14 protein-coding genes are annotated in these 17,823 nt (G+C 73.4%); 6 read left to right on the plus strand and 8 right to left on the minus strand.

What is annotated here, in order from left to right:
- The 5 genes from ABD832_RS32655 to ABD832_RS32675 form a co-directional block, all read right to left on the minus strand.
- Positions 1-831, minus strand: coding sequence for an SDR family NAD(P)-dependent oxidoreductase (locus tag ABD832_RS32655; RefSeq protein WP_344903199.1), 831 nt, complete (start codon positions 829-831; stop codon positions 1-3).
- Complete coding sequence (locus ABD832_RS32660) at positions 816-1,844, minus strand: sulfotransferase (protein WP_344903201.1); 1,029 nt, start codon at positions 1,842-1,844, stop codon at positions 816-818. Before ABD832_RS32660 ends, ABD832_RS32655 begins: the two co-directional genes overlap by 16 nt.
- Positions 1,841-3,076: an MFS transporter gene (locus tag ABD832_RS32665; protein WP_344903203.1), complete on the minus strand. Its 1,236-nt coding sequence runs from the start codon at positions 3,074-3,076 to the stop codon at positions 1,841-1,843. Before ABD832_RS32665 ends, ABD832_RS32660 begins: the two co-directional genes overlap by 4 nt.
- Before the next feature lie 2 nt (positions 3,077-3,078).
- On the minus strand, positions 3,079-4,482 hold the full coding sequence (locus ABD832_RS32670) for a DegT/DnrJ/EryC1/StrS family aminotransferase (RefSeq protein ID WP_344903206.1): 1,404 nt from the start codon (positions 4,480-4,482) through the stop codon (positions 3,079-3,081).
- Between the two features lie 680 nt (positions 4,483-5,162).
- Positions 5,163-5,732, minus strand: a complete 570-nt coding sequence (locus ABD832_RS32675) for a PadR family transcriptional regulator (protein WP_344903209.1) — start codon at positions 5,730-5,732, stop codon at positions 5,163-5,165.
- 67 nt (positions 5,733-5,799) lie between these two features.
- Between ABD832_RS32675 and ABD832_RS32680 the strand changes: the two genes are divergently transcribed.
- Positions 5,800-6,981: an FAD-dependent oxidoreductase gene (locus tag ABD832_RS32680; RefSeq protein WP_344903212.1), complete on the plus strand. Its 1,182-nt coding sequence runs from the start codon at positions 5,800-5,802 to the stop codon at positions 6,979-6,981.
- Positions 6,982-7,176: 195 nt separating this feature from the next.
- Here the strand turns inward: ABD832_RS32680 and ABD832_RS32685 are convergent, their stop codons facing one another.
- A complete protein-coding gene (locus ABD832_RS32685) occupies positions 7,177-8,046 on the minus strand; it encodes a UbiA family prenyltransferase (RefSeq protein ID WP_344903215.1) in 870 nt (289 codons plus the stop codon).
- A 122-nt stretch (positions 8,047-8,168) separates the two neighbouring features.
- Here ABD832_RS32685 and ABD832_RS32690 point away from each other — a divergent pair, with 122 nt between their 5' ends.
- Genes ABD832_RS32690 through ABD832_RS32700 form a run of 3 tightly spaced genes read left to right on the plus strand, consistent with a single transcriptional unit; the run spans position 8,169 to position 11,141 of the window.
- Positions 8,169-9,533 (plus strand): type III polyketide synthase, encoded by a 1,365-nt coding sequence (locus tag ABD832_RS32690; RefSeq protein ID WP_344903219.1) that lies wholly within the window; start codon positions 8,169-8,171, stop codon positions 9,531-9,533.
- A gap of 7 nt (positions 9,534-9,540) precedes the next feature.
- Positions 9,541-10,131 carry an isoprenylcysteine carboxyl methyltransferase family protein gene (locus tag ABD832_RS32695; protein ID WP_344903222.1) on the plus strand — a complete coding sequence of 197 codons (591 nt, stop codon included), beginning with the start codon at positions 9,541-9,543 and terminating at the stop codon, positions 10,129-10,131.
- A complete protein-coding gene (locus ABD832_RS32700; RefSeq protein WP_344903224.1) occupies positions 10,128-11,141 on the plus strand; it encodes an NAD(P)/FAD-dependent oxidoreductase in 1,014 nt (337 codons plus the stop codon). Before ABD832_RS32695 ends, ABD832_RS32700 begins: the two co-directional genes overlap by 4 nt.
- A gap of 76 nt (positions 11,142-11,217) precedes the next feature.
- Here the strand turns inward: ABD832_RS32700 and ABD832_RS32705 are convergent, their stop codons facing one another.
- Both ABD832_RS32705 and ABD832_RS32710 read right to left on the minus strand, forming a co-directional pair.
- Complete coding sequence (locus ABD832_RS32705) at positions 11,218-12,228, minus strand: hypothetical protein (RefSeq protein ID WP_344903226.1); 1,011 nt, start codon at positions 12,226-12,228, stop codon at positions 11,218-11,220.
- Positions 12,229-12,346: 118 nt separating this feature from the next.
- Entirely contained in the window at positions 12,347-14,182 is a 1,836-nt protein-coding gene (locus tag ABD832_RS32710) for an AMP-dependent synthetase/ligase (RefSeq protein WP_344903229.1), read from the minus strand.
- Positions 14,183-14,357: 175 nt separating this feature from the next.
- On the opposite strand from ABD832_RS32710, the gene ABD832_RS32715 reads away from it, so the two are divergent.
- Both ABD832_RS32715 and ABD832_RS32720 read left to right on the plus strand, forming a co-directional pair.
- Positions 14,358-15,857 (plus strand): peptide MFS transporter, encoded by a 1,500-nt coding sequence (locus tag ABD832_RS32715; protein ID WP_344903232.1) that lies wholly within the window; start codon positions 14,358-14,360, stop codon positions 15,855-15,857.
- Between the two features lie 50 nt (positions 15,858-15,907).
- Positions 15,908-17,668: a glycoside hydrolase family 15 protein gene (locus tag ABD832_RS32720; RefSeq protein ID WP_344903235.1), complete on the plus strand. Its 1,761-nt coding sequence runs from the start codon at positions 15,908-15,910 to the stop codon at positions 17,666-17,668.
- Positions 17,669-17,823: the final 155 nt, after the last annotated feature.

Below are 17,823 nucleotides of genomic sequence, written 5' to 3' on the forward strand. Positions count from 1 at the left end.
TCAGGTGTAGGTGTCCTTGGTCGCGGAGGTGAGGTGGTCCGGTTCGGCCCCCGTCACGCTGGCGCCGCCGTCGATCAGGTGGATCACGCCGGTGACGAACGAGGCCCGCTCCCCCGCGAGGAAGGCGGCGACGGCGGCGAACTCCTCCGGGGTCGCGATGCGGCCCAGCGCGTTGTGCCGGCCCATGGCGCGCAGTTCCGCCTCGGGGTCGCCGCCGTCCCCGGCCAGCTTGGCCGCGGCCCGCTCCACCATCGGGGTACGGGTGGCTGCCGGTGCGAGCACGTTGACGGTGATCCCGTCGCGGCCGACCTCGGTGGCGAGGGACTGGGCGAAGCGCACGACGGCGGCGCGGGTCACCCCCGACAGCGCGAGCTGGGCGACGGGGACGCTCGCCGTCTCCGAGGTCACGAACAGCAGCCGTCCCCAGCGCGCGGCCCGCAGGTGCGGCAGCGCCGCCAGGGCGAGGGTCACCGCCGGGAGCAGCACCCTGTCGACGGCCTGCCGGTACTCGGACGGCTCGAACCGGGAGGCCGTGCCGATCGGCGGGCCGCCGCCGTTGACCAGGACGACGTGGAGCGCGCCGAGGTCCGCGGCGACGTCGCCGACCCAGCGGCGGGCCGCCGCCTCGTCGGTGATGTCGACGACGGTGGTGTGGACGTGTCCGCGCGCCACCTCCTTCAGTCTCCGCCCGGCCTCGGCGAGCCGGCCGGGATCGCGCGCGCCGATCGCGACGTGCGCACCCTCCCGGGCCAGCTCCATGGCCGCGGCGAGACCGAGCCCGCTCGATCCACCGGCGACGAGCGCCACCCTGCCGTTCAGTCCCAGGTCCAACCGTCCTCCTTCTGGCGTTCCTCGTTCATCCGTGTCCCGGCGGTCCCGGCGGTCCCGGCGGTCCCGGTGCGCGGGACCGCGTGGAGCGGGCCGCCGCGGGTGTAGCCGTAGCTGCCGAACAGCGGCCACGACAGGGTCGTCGCGGCCAGCCGGGCCCGCCGGGGCAGCCGGGTCGTCCAGGAGTCGTCCCGGTCCCTGATGAGGGTGGTGCCGGTGTTGAAGCGGTCCGGGTTGCCGGTGACCGTGTGGTTGGTGTGCAGCTCGACCGTCCGGCCGCGCACCGGGTTGTCCGCCGGGTCGGCGCCGCAGAACCGGAGCAGCCTGCCGATCGTCGTCTCGGGGTCGGCGATGAAGTCCTCGTAGCGCAGGAACACCGACCGCTCCCGGTGGTGCCGGAGGATGGCCTGCGAGGCCACGTTGAAGCCGTGCCAGTAGGCCGTGCTCTTCGGGGACGACATGACGTAGCAGTAGTCCTTCTCCCTGCTCCAGGACTGGGCGACCGCGCGCGGGTCGCGTACCAGGTGGACGTAGTAGGGCCGCACCCCGTCCAGGTACGGCAGCAGGGCCGCCTCGCCGGGGATCTTGGTGGTGTCGACGATCACGCGCGCGTCCGTCAGCCCGGCGATGGTGCGGTAGGTCCGCGTCATCAGGGCGGCGTGCTCGCGGACGTCGTCGCGGTACAGGCCGCGGCGCAGGACGCGCCAGGTGTGGCGGGTCCGCACGCAGGAGCGCTGGCGGCGGATGACGGCGTCGGCGTGGGCCTTCGCCGAGAGCCCGTCGGGCCGGACGGTCCGCAGGACCTCCGACCAGAGCGCGCACTCGGTCAGCGGCCTGCCGCAGCCGCAGGAGCCGTTCGCGCCCCTGCCCACGGAGTTCCTCCACAGGAAGTGCAGCTCCCCGACGTGGAAGACCCCCGGGACCTCGTTGAGGATGTTGCCGATGATGGTGCTGCCGTTGCGGCACCAGCCGGTGATGCACAGGATCGTGAGCGGTGACCGGTCCGATGTGTTCAAGATGTGCTCCTGACTCGACTCACCGCCGCCGGCTCCGTGTCCGGCGGGCGTACGCTCAGCGCCACCGCCACGGCCCCCAGCGCGCAGCAGGCGCCGGCGACGAAGACGGCGGGGTACCCGAAGACGGCCGCGACCACCCCGATCAGCGGTCCCCAGACGCTCAGGCCCAGGTCCCAGAAGGAGGTGTAGGCGCCGAGCGCGGCCCCCTGCGCGGAGGGGTCGGCGCGGTCCATCACCATCAGGGCCAGCGAGGGGTGCAGCAGCGAGAACCCGACCCCCATCACCACGCTTCCGATCACGGCGACGGGCAGGTTCGGCGCCAGGGCGATGATCGCGAGCCCGGCGGCCTCGCCGACGCCGGACCAGGTCGCGACCCGGCGCGCCCCGAGCCGGTCCGGCAGGTGGCCGATGACCAGCCGCGTACCGGCGTAGACGGCGCTGAAGACGCTGAGCGCCACGACGCCCGAGCCCGTGCCCCTGGCCTGCAGGTGCAGGACGACGAAGGCGGCGACACCGGCGTATCCGGCGGAGGCGAGCGCGAGCGCCAGGCCGGGCAGCAGGGCCGGGCGCGGCAGCAGGGTCTGCCATCGGCCCGGACGTTCTCCACCGTCGCCCGGGGTCTGCGCGGCCGGGGTCTGCGCGGTGGGCCGGCCGGTGCGGGGGGCCGCCGGGACGGAGAGGATCAGCAGCAGGCCGAGGAGGGCGGCGGCGGTGGTGAAACCCCAGACCGCGCCGTAGCCGAGGTTCAGCAGTGTCGCGCCGAGGAAGGTCCCCGCCGAGATCCCGCCCCACATGCTGACGCCGTAGAGGCCGATCAGCTGCCCGCGGCGCTCGTGCGGCGCGAGCGACACGACCCAGACAGCGCCCGCGGTGAAGAGCGACGCCTCGCCCACGCCGACCAGCAGGCGGACGGCGACGAGACCGCCCAGGCCGAGCGGCAGGAAGTAGAGCAGGCCTCCGGCGGCGACGAGCAGCGCGCCCGTGCTCATGACGCGCCGGTGACCGTACCTGTCGGCCAGGTGGCCGGAGACGGGACGCACCAGCAGCGCGGTCAGCGCCGTCGCCGTGACCACCAGCCCGACCGCGAGGTCCCCGGCGCCGAAGCGCTCCCGGACGAAACCCGGCAGCACCGGGATCGCCGCGGTGAGCCCCAGGTAGCCGCAGAACAGGCCGCCGAAGACCCCGAAGAGGGCCAGGCGCGGGATCCGGCTCCCCTCGGCGGAGGCGTCCACCGCTACTGCCCGGCGGGAGCGGTGCCGACGGGCCCGGACCGTACCGGATCGGGCCGCACCGGATCGGCACGTACCGTCCCGGGCCGTAGCGGATCGGGCGCGTGGTAATCGGTGCCGAGCGCGCCCGCGACCTTGCGGACCGCCCTGATCAGGTGGTCGCAGTCCTCGGTCGAGAGGCTGGAGGAGAGCGGGACGTCGACCGCCTCCCGCAGGTGCCGGGTGGTCGCGGGCAGCAGCGCCTTGATCTCCTCGACGTCCTGGTCGCCGAACAGGAACCGCCAGTTCCAGAAGACCCGCACGTTGGTGTCCCTGTCGGAGCCGAGATTGCGCGCGTCGACGCCCTCGCAGCACAGCGCGCGGGCGAACCACCCGGCGTCCGCGCCGGGGACCCGGAAGATGAACGCCTCGCCCAGGTAGGCCCCGGGCGCCACGGGACGGCGGATGGCGATCTGCGGGAGGTCGGCGAGCGCCTGAGCCACGTAGGCGTAGTTGGTCCGGAAGCGTTCCAGCCGGAGCGGCAGCCGTTTCATCTCCGCGCGCAGCAGGGCCGCGCGGATCTCGTCCATCCGGAAGCTGAGCAGCGGCAGGTCCAGGTCGGTGGCGATCGGCGGGTCACCGTCCGGGAAGTGCCTGCGGAAGCGCCCCTCGTACGCTCCGGAGAGCACCACGGCGCGGGCGAAGAGCACGCTGTCGTCGGTGGCCAGGAACCCGCCCTCGCCGCAGTTGAGCGACTTGTCGGACTGGGTGCTGAAGGCGCCCGCGAGGCCGAAGGTGCCGAGCTTGCGGCCCCTCAGTTCGGCACCGAAGGCCGGGACGGCGTCCTCGAACAGCGGTACGCCCATCTCGGCGGCGAAGCGCGTCAGCGCCTCCACGTCGGCGGCGAAACCCCGCATGTGGACGACCAGGATGCCCTTGATCCCGGGCGTCCAGCGGCGGCGCAGGTCGTCGAGGTCCATCTGCAGGTTCTCGTCCACCTCCACCAGCAGCGGGGTGCATCCGGCGAGCACGATGGCGCTGGGGGTGGCGACGAAGGTGAAGCCGGGGCAGGCGATCAGGGAGCCGGGCGGGATGCCGGCCGCCATGATCGCGAGCGCGATCGCGGTGGTGCCGCTGGACACGGCCAGCGCGTGCCTGCTGCCGAGGTAGCGGCACAGGTCCTCCTCGAACCTGCCGCACTCGGTGTCGTGCTGGGCCCGGTAGTCGTAGCGGAAGTACAGGTGGCTGCGGATGGCGCGCAGCGCCGCCTCCTCGTCCTCGGGGTGGACGAAGACGGCTCCCTTGTCGTAGGTCGGCCAGGGGGTGCGCCGGACGGGGTCACCGCCGTGCAGGGCCAGGCGGGCCTTCCCGGTCTGCGGGGTCTGCGATGACGGCAGGGTGGGCGCCGCCCCCTCCTTGTCTGTGTTCACCGTCGGGCTCCTCGGTGCTGGGCTGGCTGGTCTTCTCGTCGGGGGCGTCGGGGGCGTCGGGGCAGGGGTGATCACACCGCCGGCGCGGTCGTGGTCACGCGGTGCCGGTGGCGTCGAAGGTGGCGGCGGTGAACGTGGAGGGCGCCCGTCGCGGGCACGGGAGGTCGGCGGACCGGAAAAGGTCCGCATCGGTCGGAGAAGAGGGCTGAATCGCTTCAGAAACCCGTCCGGAAGGCCCGGCGGGTTTTTCGATCATGTGGGGGCCGAATGAAAACCTTCTGCATATTCCCTAAATGTCCAGAAGGTGTCAATGGGGGAAAATATCATTGGTCCGGGGCGGACGAACGGCCTTCCGGAACACCCGCGGCCATCTGCGCCTCGTCCCCCGCGCGCAGGGCGGTCACGCCCCGGAGCGGCCCGGACACGCGGCCGTCCGACCGCTGGTCAACGCCTGGACACCGGGTCCGCCAGGAAAACCTACAAAACCACTAACGAAATAGGAGAATGGCGAGAAAAGGCATTCCCGGCGAGAGAAACAGGCGCTTCCCGCCCTTGACCCGGCGTTTCGGTCATTCCCTTAATACGGTTTGAGAAAAAGCTTTCCGGACGTCGACGACCCCGCCGATCCGCTTTTCTTCCAGCCGGATGACGACTCGGCGGCTATCCGAAAACGCCCTTTCCTATTGGGGACGGTGCCAGGTGATCCGTCCGGCGCGCAGGTCGTCGGCGAGCTCGCGGACGTAGTCGAGCTCGGCCCGCAGCACGGCACGCTGGTACTCCGACTCCACCAGGAACACCCGGGACAGGAAGGCCGCCCCCTCCGCCAGGTCGTTCTCCAGCCTCGCCAGCTGCGCCGCGAGCGACTCCAGGCGCTCGTCGAGCGCGGCCCGGACCTCGTCGGGCGGCAGCACGGGCAGGAAGGCGAGCGCGGCGGGGAACTCCGGGAACTCCCGGGCCGGAGTGGAGAGCATCGTGCGCATCCACGCCCGCAGCGTCTCCAGCCCCGCCTCGGTGGGCTCGTAGACGGTCCGCTCGGGACGGTTCTCCTCGCGCAGGGTCTCGCGCACCGTGATGAGGCCGTCGCGCAGCAGCCGGTCGATGGTCTGGTAGACGCTGTTGCGCTGCGCGACGTTGACCACGTCGTCCTTGCGCCGCTCCTTGATCAGCTGCTGCATCCGGTAGGCGTGCATCGGCGCCTCGGAGACCAGGGAGAGCAGGGCCATGGCCAGGGGTGAGCGCCTCGTGGACATGGGACCCATCGTAGGGGGCGACCCGCACGGGGCGACGAACCATAGTCATTCTATGTATAGTCATCTCATGACTAAGAAAGCTTTGATCATCGGCGGCGGCATCGCCGGTCCGGTGACGGCCATGGCCCTGCAGCGGGCCGGCCTCGACGTGGAGGTCTTCGAGGCCTACGACCACGGCTCCGACAACGTGGGGGCCTTCCTCACCATCGCGGTCAACGGGCTCGAGGCGCTGCGCGTCCTCGACCTGCACGAGCAGGTCACCTCCCTGGGCATGAACTCGCCCGGGATGCTGATCTTCAACAGCCGCGGCAAGCGGCTCGCCTCCCTGCCGCAGCCCGGCCGGACGGTGAAGCGCGCCGACCTCTACCAGGCGCTGCGCGACGAGGCCGTACGACGCGGCGTGCGCATCACCTACGGCAGGCGCCTGGTCGACGCCTCGATCACCGGCGACGGGGTACGGGCGGTCTTCGCCGACGGCAGCACGGCCGAGGGCGACCTGCTGGTCGGCGCCGACGGGCTGCGCTCGCGCACCCGTACGCTCATCGACCCCGACGCTCCCCGCGCCCGGCACGTCGGGCTGCTGAACACCGGCGGCTTCGCGACGGGCGTCACCGTGCCGGGCGAGCCGGGGACGAGCCACTTCATCTTCGGCAGGAAGTGCTTCTTCGGCTACCTGGTCCACCCCGACGGCCAGGTGTGGTGGTTCGCCAACCCGCCGAGCCCCCGGGAGCCGACCCGCGAGGAGCTCGCGGCGATCACCGCGGACCAGTGGCGCGCCCGGCTGGAGGAGCTCTTCCGGGACGACACCGGGCCGATGCTCGACATCGTCCGCGCGGCCGGTGACATCCCGCCCGCCTGGAACACCTACGACTTCCCCTCGGTGCCGCGCTGGTTCAACGACCGCATGGTGATCGTGGGCGACGCCGCGCACGCCACCTCGCCCTCGGCGGGCCAGGGGGCCTCCATGGCGATCGAGGACGCGGTCGTGCTGGCCACGTGCCTGCGCGACGTGCCCGGGACCCGGGACGCGTTCGCCGCCTTCGAGCGGCTGCGCCGCGACCGGGTGGAGAAGGTCGTGGCGCAGGGCAGGCGGAACGGGAGCGGCAAGGCCCCGGGGGTCGCCGGCGCCTTCGTCCGCGACCTGGTGCTGCCGGTGATCATGCGACAGGTGGCGAAGGGGAACGCGATGGCCTGGATGTACGACTACCGCGTCTCCTGGGACACCCCGGTCTCCACGACGGCGCGCTGAGCACTCCCCCGGCCGGGAACGGGAGACGGAAACCGCGGAGCCCGGGGAGCCCGGGGAGCCCGGGGAACGGGCCGGGAAACCCGGGGAGCGGGGACGAGAGGCGGGAGGCGGGACGGGAGTCCAGGGAGCGGGGAGCCCGGGGAGCCGGGGCGCGGATCAGGCCGGGGAGCGGGAGCGGGAGGTTCGGGGCGCGGGTCAGGCGGCGGTGAGGGCGGTGCCGTCGGCGAGGAGCAGCGCGACGTCGACCGCGGCGACCGCGATCGCCGCGACGAACGGCACGCGCGGCGAGCCGCGGCCCAGTGCCAGCCCGCCCGCGGTGAGGGCCCCGGCCACGGCCAGGGCCGCCCAGCCTCCCGGCCCCGGCGGCTCCCCGGGCCCCAGGACGAGCAGGACCGTCGCCGCCAGCAGCGGCACCGGGATCAGGGTGCGGACGCGGGCGGCGCCCAGCCGCTGCGGCCAGCCCCGGATCCCGCCCGCGAGGTCCGCCGGGATGTCGGGGAGCACGTTGGCCAGGTGCGCCCCGCAGCCCAGCAGCGCGGCGGCCGGGACCACCCACCAGGCGGGCCAGGGGTGTCCCGGCAGGCCCAGCGTCACGAACGCCGGCAGCGAGCCGAACCCCACCGCGTACGGCAGCCAGGAGAGCACCGTCGCCTTGAGCCCGAGGTCGTAGGCCCAGGCCGCGGCGACACCGGTGAGATGGACGGCGCCGGCCACCGGGCCCGAGGCCAGCGAGAGCGGCACGCAGAGCGCCAGCGCGGTGAACGCGGCGGCCCACACCGCGCGCCCGCTCACCGCGCCACCGGCGACGGGTTTGTCGGTACGGCCCGCGGCGGCGTCGCGCGCAGCGTCCACCGCGTCGTTGCACCAGCCGACCGAGAGCTGCCCGGTCAGCACGGCCGCGGCCACCAGGACGCACCCGGCCGCGTCGCGACCGCTCGCCACGGCCAGCGCGGTCACCAGGACGGTCACCGCCGCGGTCGGCAGCGGGTGGCAGGCCAGCAGCAACGCCGGCGCGGCCCGGGGCACCGGCCCCGGGCGCGGATTCGAGGACCGGCTCGTCGTCACGGACCGATGGTAAGCCGGGCCGTCCCGGAAAGCGGGCATCGCGGTCGTTGCCACGCATGCGACGGACGCGGCTGGGCAAAAGGGAGGTGTCTACGTTTCGTAAGCCGGGGGTGGTTGTTCAGATGACGCGAATCGTCGCTGTCCGCGGCGCGCTTCCACCGAACCGACACTCCCAGGCGGACATCACCGACGCGTTCGCGCGGGCGTGCCTGCCCGAGGGATCCAGCCGCCTGCTGCTCGACCGGCTGCACGCCTCCGCGCGGGTGGAGTCCCGCCACCTGGCGCTGCCGTTGGAACGGTACGCCAAGCTGGACGGTTTCGGTGCGGCCAACGCCGCCTTCGTCGAGACGGCGATGGAACTGGGCGTCGAGGCGGTGAGCGGCGCGCTCCAGGACGCCGGGGCCGCGCCCGAGGACGTGGACATGATCATCTTCACCTCGGTGACCGGCCTGGCGGCACCGTCGGTGGACGCGCGCATCGCCGGCCGGCTCGGGCTGCGCCCGGACGTCAAGCGGACCCCGATCTTCGGGCTCGGCTGCGTCGCGGGCGCGGCCGGGATCGGCCGCCTGCACGACTACCTGCGCGGCTGGCCGGACCAGCTCGCCGTGCTGCTCTCGGTCGAGCTGTGCTCGCTGACCCTGCAGCGCGGTGACGCCTCCATCGCCAACATGGTGGCCAGTGCCCTGTTCGGTGACGGCGCGACGGCCGTGGTGGCCTGCGGCGACGAGTGGCGTCCGCGCCGCGCCGGGACCTCGGCTCTCCCCCGCACCGCCGGGACGTCGTGTGACCCGGCGCCGGTGTCGTCCCCGGGGAACGGGACGGACGCCGCGGGCACCCCCGGCCAGGACGAGCCGTCCGGTGCCGCGGGCACCGGCGCGGTGACCGGCGCGGTGACCGCGGCCACGACCCGGCCCTGCGGTCCTGCCGGGTCCTCCCCGGCGAGCGGGGCACCCGGGACCCCCGGGACCCCCGGCCCCTCCGGTCCCGCCGGGACCTCCCCCGCGTCCGGGACGTCCCGTCTCTCCGCGGCCTCGGCCGCGTCCCCGGCGCCCGGCCCCCGGGTGGTCGCCTCGCGCAGCCACCTGTACCCCGGGTCCGAGCACGTGATGGGCTGGGACGTCGGCGACAGCGGTTTCCGCGTGGTGCTGGACGCCAGCGTCCCGGAGGTGGTGCGCACCTACCTGGCCGACGACGTGCGCGACTTCCTGGCCGACCACGGGCTGACCGGCGCGGACGTGACCGCGTGGGTCTGCCACCCCGGCGGCCCCAAGGTGCTGGAGGCGGTGCAGGAGACGCTGGAGCTCCCGGAGGGGGCGCTGGACCTCACCTGGCGCTCGCTCGCCACGATCGGGAACCTGTCCTCGTCCTCGGTCCTGCACGTCCTGCGGGATACCCTGGCCCTGCGGCCGCCGCCGCCCGGCACCCCGGGGCTCCTGCTGGCGATGGGGCCGGGCTTCTGTTCCGAACTCGTACTGCTGCGCTGGTAGGAGCCCGATGTCCTGGCATCTGTCGTCCTGGTACCTGCTGCTCCTGCTGCTCGTCGGGCTGGAGCGCGTCGCCGAGCTGTTCGTGGCCCGGCGCAACTCGCGCTGGAGCGCGGAGCGCGGCGGGGTGACCTACGGGCGGGGCCACTATCCGTGGATGGTCGCCCTGCACACCGGCCTGCTGGCCGGGTGCCTGCTGGAGGCGGGACTGGCCGACCGGCCCTTCGTCCCGGCGCTCGGCTGGCCGATGTTCGCCCTGGTGGTGGCCGCGCAGGGACTGCGCTGGTGGTGCATCACCGCGCTGGGGCCGCAGTGGAACACCCAGGTGGTCGTGGTCCCCGGGATGCCGCTGGTGGAGCGCGGCCCCTACCGGCTGCGCTGGCTGCGCCACCCCAACTACGTCGCGGTCGCCGTGGAGGGCGCCGCGCTGCCCCTGGTGCACGGCGCGTGGGTCACCGCGCTGGCCTTCACCGTGCTCAACGCCGCGCTGATGGTGGTGCGGATCCGCTGCGAGGAGGAGGCCCTGGCCGCGTCGGCGGGCCCGCCGGCCGGCGCGTCACCCGGCACGTCGGCACCGGCCGGCGGGCGGGGAACGGGGTGATCGACGTCCTGATCGCGGGCGGCGGACCGGCCGGGCTGGCCACCGCCATCCACGCGACCATGGCCGGGATGGAGGCGGTGGTCGTCGAGCCCAGGCCCGTACCGGTGGACAAGGCGTGCGGCGAGGGACTGATGCCCAGCGGCGCCGCGGCCCTGCGGGAGCTGGGCGTGCGGGCCGAGGGCAGGCCGCTGCGCGGCATCCGCTACCTCGACCGGCGCCACGCGGTCGAGGCGGAGTTCCGCGACGGGTTCGGCCTGGGCGTGCGGCGGACCACGCTGCACGCCGGGCTGGCCCTGCGGGCGCGGGAGCTGGGCGTGCGGGTCGTGCCCGGCAAGGTGGAGGACGTACGGCAGGACGGCGACCGGGTCGAGGCCGCGGGGCTGCGGGCCCGCTGGCTGGTGGCCGCCGACGGCCTGCACTCCCCGCTGCGCGCCCGGCTGGGCTTGGAGCTGCCCTTTCACGGGCCGCGCAGGTACGGGTTGCGCAGGCACTACCCGATCGCCCCGTGGACGGACTTCGTCGAGGTGCACTGGGCGGCCGACGGTGAGGCGTACGTGACGCCGGTGGGCGAGAACCTGGTGGGCGTCGCGGTGCTGAGCTCGCGGCGGCGCGGCTACCCCGAGCATCTGGCGGACTTCCCCGCGCTGCTGGAACGGCTGGACGGCCCGGCGGCGACCCCGGTGCGCGGTGCGGGACCGCTGCGCCAGCGGGTGCGTTCCCGGGTCGCCGGGCGGGTGCTGCTGGTCGGCGACGCGGCGGGATACGTCGACGCGCTCACCGGCGAGGGGGTGTCGCTCGCGCTGACGTCCGCGCGGCTGCTGGTGGACTGCCTGCGGGCGGGCACCCCGGAGGCGTACGAGCCGGCCTGGCGGCGCCTGTCCCGGCGGCACCGGATGCTCACCGGGGCGCTGGTGGGCACCCGCCGTTACCGGACGGCGGGACGGCTGATCGTCCCGGCCGCCCGGCGGATGCCCGCGCTGTTCGGCGCCGCGGTCCACGCGCTGGCCTGACCGCGCCGTCCGGCGCCGCAGTCCACGCCCCGGCCTGACGGGAAGGCGCGCGGTGGTCCACGTGCCGGCCTGACCCCTACCCCGCGGCGACCCGGTGGACGACGCCCACCCGGGGGGCGTAGCGGCTCGTCCCCTCGAACCGGAGGCGCCACTCGCCGCCGGTGCGGCCCTGCACGGTCCGGGCGAGGCGCCCGTGGGCGTCGGTCACCACCTCGGCCACCGTCGTCCAGCCGTGCTCCCGTCCCGGCCGGTGCAGGATCTCGACGGGCTGATCGGGGAAGGGCGCGTAGTCGAGGTGCCCCTGGGGATCGACCCGGTTCAGCACGCCCGTCACCCGCACGGCCGGCCCCTGCCTGGCCACCTGGACCCCGCCGAACCTGGTCAGGCGCTTCAGCAGGAATCCCCGGTAGCCGGTGAGCCGGGTGCCGTCGGCGGCCTTGGCGTTCACCGTGACCGTCCAGGGCCCGGCCGGGTACCAGCGGCTCAGGCTCTTCTCCGGTACGAAGCGCCAGGTCTCCCAGCCCTCACCGGGTGCGGGCGCGCCGGTCCCCGTACCGGGGCGGGCGGGGGCCAGGCGCGCGGGGGCGGGCCGGACGGGTGCCGGGCCGGGCGCGAGGGCCGGGCCCCGGTCGTGACCGTGACCGTGGTCGTGGTCGTGGTCGTGGCCGTGGTCGTGGCCCGGCCGGGGTGCGGGACCGGGTGCGCCGCCGGGGCCGCCTCCCGGGCGGGGCGCGGGGGTCCTGCCGGGACGGGCCTGCCGGTGGGGAGCGGTCAGGGGGAAGAAGGTGTCCACCGAGCCGGGCGGCAGGCCCGGCTCGACCTTGATCGTCACTCCCTCGGGGCCGCCGACGCCCCGGGCCACCACCTCCACCACCATGCGCACCGAGTCGGCGGGACCGACCACCGGGGCCGGGGGGCGCAGGGTCACCGAGCGGACCGTCAGGTCCTCGACGGCGGCGGCCGGGGCGCCGGCCGGCGCCGGGGGAACCTGGGAAGTCTGGGAAGCCGGGGGTGCCGGGGGGACGGCCCCGGCCGGCAGGGCCGCGGCCCCGGCCGCCAGCGAGGCGAGAAGAACTCTGATCGTCATGATCGTGACGCTAGGAGGACGCCGGTAACAGGGGGGTAGACGACACACGCCCCGTTGGGCAAAACGGCGCCCCGCCGCCACCGGGGACGGGCCCGTCCCCGGTGGCGGCGACGCCCGGTCAGTCGCGGTACATCTCGTCGATGATCTCGGCGTACTTGGCGTGGATGATGCGGCGCTTGAGCTTCAGGCTCGGGGTGAGCTCGGCGGTCTCGGCCGTCCACTCCACCGGCAGCAGCCGCCAGCGCTTGACCTGCTGGACGCGGGCCAGCTTCTCGTTGGCGACGGCGATCGCGCCCTCGACGGCCTTGAGCACGTCGGGGTGCTCGGCCAGGTCCCCCAGGGTGGTGAAGGTGATGCCGTTCGCCTGGGCCCAGCCGGGGGCCACCTCGCCGTCGAGGGTGAGGATCGCCACCGGGTACGGCCTGCCGTCGCCGTAGGCGAGGGCCTGGCCGATGAGCGGGTGCTCCTTGAGGTAGTTCTCGATGTTGGCCGGGGAGATGTTCTCGCCCCCGGCGGTGATGATGAGCTCCTTCTTCCGGTCGACGATGCTGACGAAGCCGTCCTCGTCGACGGAGCCCACGTCACCGGTGTGCAGCCAGCCGTCCTCGTCGATCAGCTCGGCGGTGGCCTCGGGACGCCGCAGGTAGCCGCGGGTGTTGGCCGGGCTGCGGGTGAGGATCTCGCCGTCCTCGGCGATGCGGACCTCGACGCCCGGCCCCGCCTGGCCGACAGTGCCGAGCTTGAAGCGCTCGGGGGCGTTGGCGGTGAACGCGCCGGTCGTCTCGGTCATGCCGTACACGTCCAGGATCCGCAGGCCGAGACCGGCGAAGAAGCGCTGCACCTCCAGCGGCATGGGGGCGGCCGCGGTGGCGAGCCAGCCGGCGTTCTCGAAGCCGATCATCGAGCGGATGATCGCCAGCAGGGAGGCGTCGGCCTGCTCGTAGGCGGCCGTCACCTCGGGCGAGGGGGTGCGCCCGTACTGGTTGGCCTCGACGTAGGCCAGTCCCGCGGCCATGGCCGCGCGCACGTTCTCCTGCTGCTCCTCGGACTGGGTGGCCAGCAGCGCCTGCAGGCGGGCCATCATCTTCTCCCACACCCGCGGGACACCGAAGAACAGCACCGGCTTGACCTGCCCGAGGGTGGCGCCGAGCTGGGCGAGGTCGGTGCAGAAGTGGGTGTGCGAGAACTTGAACAGCGGCAGGTAGAGACTGAGCACCCGCTCGGCGATGTGCGCGTAGGTCAGGTAGGAGATCTGGGTGCCCCTGACCGGCAGGTCGGCCATCCGGTTGGTGGCCACGACCTCGAAGAACACGTTGGCGTGGGTCAGCGGCACGCCCTTGGGGTTGCCGGTGGTGCCGGAGGTGTACAGCACGGTGAGGACGTCGTCGGCGTTCACCGCCCGCCAGCGGGCGTCGACGGCCCCGGGGTCGGCGGCGAGCCGCTCGCGGCCCAGGGCCAGGAAGTCGTCCCAGCTCAGGAAGCGGTCACCGGCCGGGGCGCCGTCCAGCATGATGATCGTGCGCAGCTCGGGGAGGTCGCCGAGGACCGGCTCCCACCTGGACAGCTCGGCCGGGCCGCCGAGCACCGCGACCCTGGCCTGCACGTCGGAGGCGACGAAGGCGACCTGCTCGGGGGCGAACGTCGAGTAGACCGAGCAGGACACCGCGCCGGCGTGCACCGCGCCCAGGTCCGCCAGCACGTGCTCGCTGCGGTTGACCATCATGAGCGCGACGGCCTCGCCGGGCTCCAGCCCGAGGGCGGCGAATCCGGCGGCGATCTCCAGGACCCGCTGCCGCGCCTGCGCGTAGGTCAGCGTCGACCAGCCCCCCTCGACCGGGTCGGAGTAGGCGGGGGCGTCGGGGTTGCCGTCGGCGGCCTCCTTCAGCTGATCGCAGATCGTGCGGCCCGCGATCTCCCGCTCGATCTCCGCGCGCTCATCAAGGACACCGGCCATGGCGCTCCTCCAGAAAGTGTTCGCTTGCGCAAGTGGCATGCATCGCACCACACGCCGTTCCCTCCGGACAAGCCCCTGAAAGGGAGAAGAAACGCCACCGTGCCCGGCCGCGCCCGCGTGTCGCCGGATCCCGTACGTAGAGTGTCCCTTCGATCACACTCGGCAAGGGGGGCGCATGTCATCGCAGGGACCGGCTCGCGAGAGGACCTTCTTCGGGCATCCGCGCGGCCTCGCCACCTTGTTCGGCACCGAGCTGTGGGAGCGCTTCAGCTGGTACGGGCTGCGGGCCATCCTCGCCACCTTCATGGCCGCCTCCCCCGCGACCGGTGGCCTGGGCCTGAGCGAGCAGACCGCGCAGGCGATCATCGGCATCTACGGCGCCCTCATCTACCTGGTCGCGCTGCCCGGCGGCTGGATCGCCGACCGGGTGCTCGGGGCCCGCAGGGCGGTGCTCTGGGGCGGCTTCGTGATCATGTGCGGTCACATCAGCATGGCCGTCCCGGTGCGGGGCGGCGTCTTCGTGGTGCTCGGGCTGCTCCTGATCATCGTCGGGACCGGCCTGCTCAAGCCGAACGTCTCCACGATGGTCGGCAGGCTCTACCGGCCGGACGAGGACGGGCGCAGGGACGCGGGCTTCTCGATCTTCTACCTCAGCATCAACATCGGCGCCTTCGTCGCCCCCCTGGTCGTCGGCTGGCTGGCCTCGGGGGACCGCTGGCACCTGGGTTTCGGCGCGGCGGCGGTCGGCATGGCGCTCGGCCTGACGCAGTACGTGCTGGGCGGGCGCCACCTGCGGGGGGTGGGCGAGCGGCCGGGGCACCGGATGACCCCGGCCGAGCGCGGGCACTTCCTGATCGCGGTCGCCGTCGCCGTCGTGGTGGTCGCCAGCGGGCTGGCCGCCTGGGTGGCGTCCGGCACGTTCACGCTGGACGCCTTCGCGCTGGTGATGACGCTGTTCATCGTGGCCGTGCCCGTGCTGTACTTCGGCTACGTGCTGCTCGGCAGCCACAACCTGACCGATGACGAGCGCTCGCGGGTGAAGGCCTACATCTGGCTCTTCATCGCCGCCGCGATCTTCTGGATGATCTACGACCTGGCGCCGACCGTGCTGCTGTTCTTCGCGCAGAACAGGACGGACCTGTCGCTGTTCGGCCTGCGGATCACCCCGGCCACCACGCAGGCGTTCAACCCGTTCTTCATCATGATCTTCGTGCCGGTCTTCGCGGCCCTGTGGGTCAGGCTGGGCAACCGGGTGACCGCCCCGCAGAAGTTCGCCGCGGGCCTGTTCGTCAACGGGCTGAGCTTCGTGCTCATGGCCCTGGCCGCGCAGCTGGCCCTGGGCGGCAGGATCTCGGTGTGGTGGCTGGTGCTGGTCTACCTCGTCCAGGTCTTCGGGGAGCTGGCGCTGAGCCCGGTCGGGCTCTCGGTCACCACCAAGCTCGCCCCCGAGGCGTTCAAGAGCCAGATGCTGGGACTGTGGTTCATCTCGTTCTCGGTGGGCGACGCGGTGGGCGGGCAGACCTGGCGGCTGAGACGGTACATGTCCGAGCCCGCGTACTTCCTCACGCTGGCGGGCATCGCCATCGTGGCGTCGCTGGTGCTGCTGGCGTTCGCCGGCCGGCTGCACGCGATGATGCGCGAGCATCCGGCGGAACGGGCCGTCACGTCCCCCTGACGCCCCTGCGGGGGGAGCGCGCACCTCGGGTGAGGCACTAGCGTCGAGGCATGTGGATCGAGGACTACGCGCTCATCGGCGACATGCAGTCGGCGGCCCTGGTCGGCCGGAACGGCTCCATCGACTGGCTCTGCCTGCCGCGGTTCGACTCGCCCTCGTGCTTCGGGGCGCTGCTGGGCGACAAGAAGAACGGGCAGTGGTGGATCGGGCCGGCGCACGCCGAGCGCCCGCGCGCCACCCGGCGGCGCTACCGGGGGGAGACCCTCGTCCTGGAGAGCGAGTGGGACACCCCGACCGGCACCGTCCGGGTGACCGACTTCATGCCCACCCGTCACACCAACCCCGATCTGGTACGGATCGTGGAGGGCGTGTCGGGGACGGTGGAGATGGCCACCGAGATCCGCATCCGCTTCGACTACGGCCGGATCGTGCCCTGGGTGCGCCGTGACGAGGACATCCTGCAGGCCGTCGGCGGGCCCGACTCGGTCTGGCTGCACTCCCCCGTCCCGCTGGAGGGCGGCGACTACGCCCACCACGCAACGTTCACGGTGTCGGAGGGGGACAGCATGGCCTTCGTCTTCACGTGGCACCCCTCGCACGAGCCCCGGCCCGACGAGATCGACCCGCACCACCAGCTCGCCGAGACCGAGGCGCTGTGGGCCGAGTGGGTGGAGAAGTGCACCTACCGGGGGCCGTGGCGGGACGCCGTGGTCCGCTCGCTCATCACGCTCAAGGCGCTCACCTACGCCCCCACCGGCGGCATCGTCGCGGCCCCCACCACCTCGCTGCCCGAGGACATCGGCGGCGTCCGCAACTGGGACTACCGCTACTGCTGGCTGCGCGACGCCACCATGACCCTGGACGCGCTCATCGGCGCCGGGTACCTCGACGAGGCCCGCGCCTGGCGCGCGTGGCTGCTGCGGGCCATCGCGGGCCGCGCCCAGGACCTGCAGATCATGTACGGCGTCGCCGGGGAGCGGCGGCTGACGGAGCTGGAGCTCGACTGGCTGCCCGGGTACGAGAACTCCCGGCCGGTCAGGATCGGCAACGGCGCCGTGGAGCAGCTCCAGCTGGACGTCTACGGCGAGGTGATGAACTCCCTGCACCTGTCGCGCGTCTCCGGGCTGGAGGCCGACCACCGGGCCTGGACCCTGCAGTTCGAGCTGATCTCCTACGTCGAGCAGCACTGGGGGGACCCGGACGAGGGACTGTGGGAGGTCCGCGGCCCGCGCCGGCACTTCGTGCACTCCAAGGTCATGTGCTGGGTCGCCCTGGACCGGGCCGTCAAGCAGGTGGAGGCGTTCGGCAAGCCCGGCCCGCTGAAGCACTGGAAGGAGCTGCGCGACCGGATCCACGCCGAGATCTGCGACAAGGGCTTCGACCCGGTACGCGGCACCTTCACCCAGTCGTACGGCTCGCAGGAGCTGGACGCGGCGCTGCTGCTGATCCCCATCGTCGGCTTCCTGCCCCCGGAGGACCCGCGCGTGGTCGGGACGGTGGAGGCGATCCAGCGCGAGCTGATGGTCGACGGCTTCGTGCTGCGCTACCCGGTCTCCCCCGACAACGACGTGGACGGCCTGCCCGGCGGTGAGGGCGCGTTCCTGGCGTGCAGCTTCTGGCTGGCCGAGGCGCTGGCGATGATCGGCCGCAAGGACGAGGCCGTCGAGCTGTTCGAGCGCCTGCTCGCGCTGCGCAACGACGTCGGCCTGCTGGCCGAGGAGTACGACCCCCGCTACAAGCGGCTGGTGGGCAACTTCCCGCAGGCCTTCAGCCACGTGCCCCTGATCCACACCGCCCGCGCGCTCAGCTGAGCCGTCCGGGGCGACCCGGGAGCGCTCATGCGGCCGAAAGGGCCGGTCTCCCCCGGCCGGGAGGACCGGGGGAGACCGGCCCTCGGAAAAATGATCCGGAAAAGTCGGTGGTCGGCCGCAACAATCCGGGGCGGTCGCGACTCTCATCCGGTGGA

Source organism: Streptosporangium longisporum (assembly GCF_039534895.1).
In the GTDB taxonomy this organism is placed as follows: domain Bacteria; phylum Actinomycetota; class Actinomycetes; order Streptosporangiales; family Streptosporangiaceae; genus Streptosporangium; species Streptosporangium longisporum.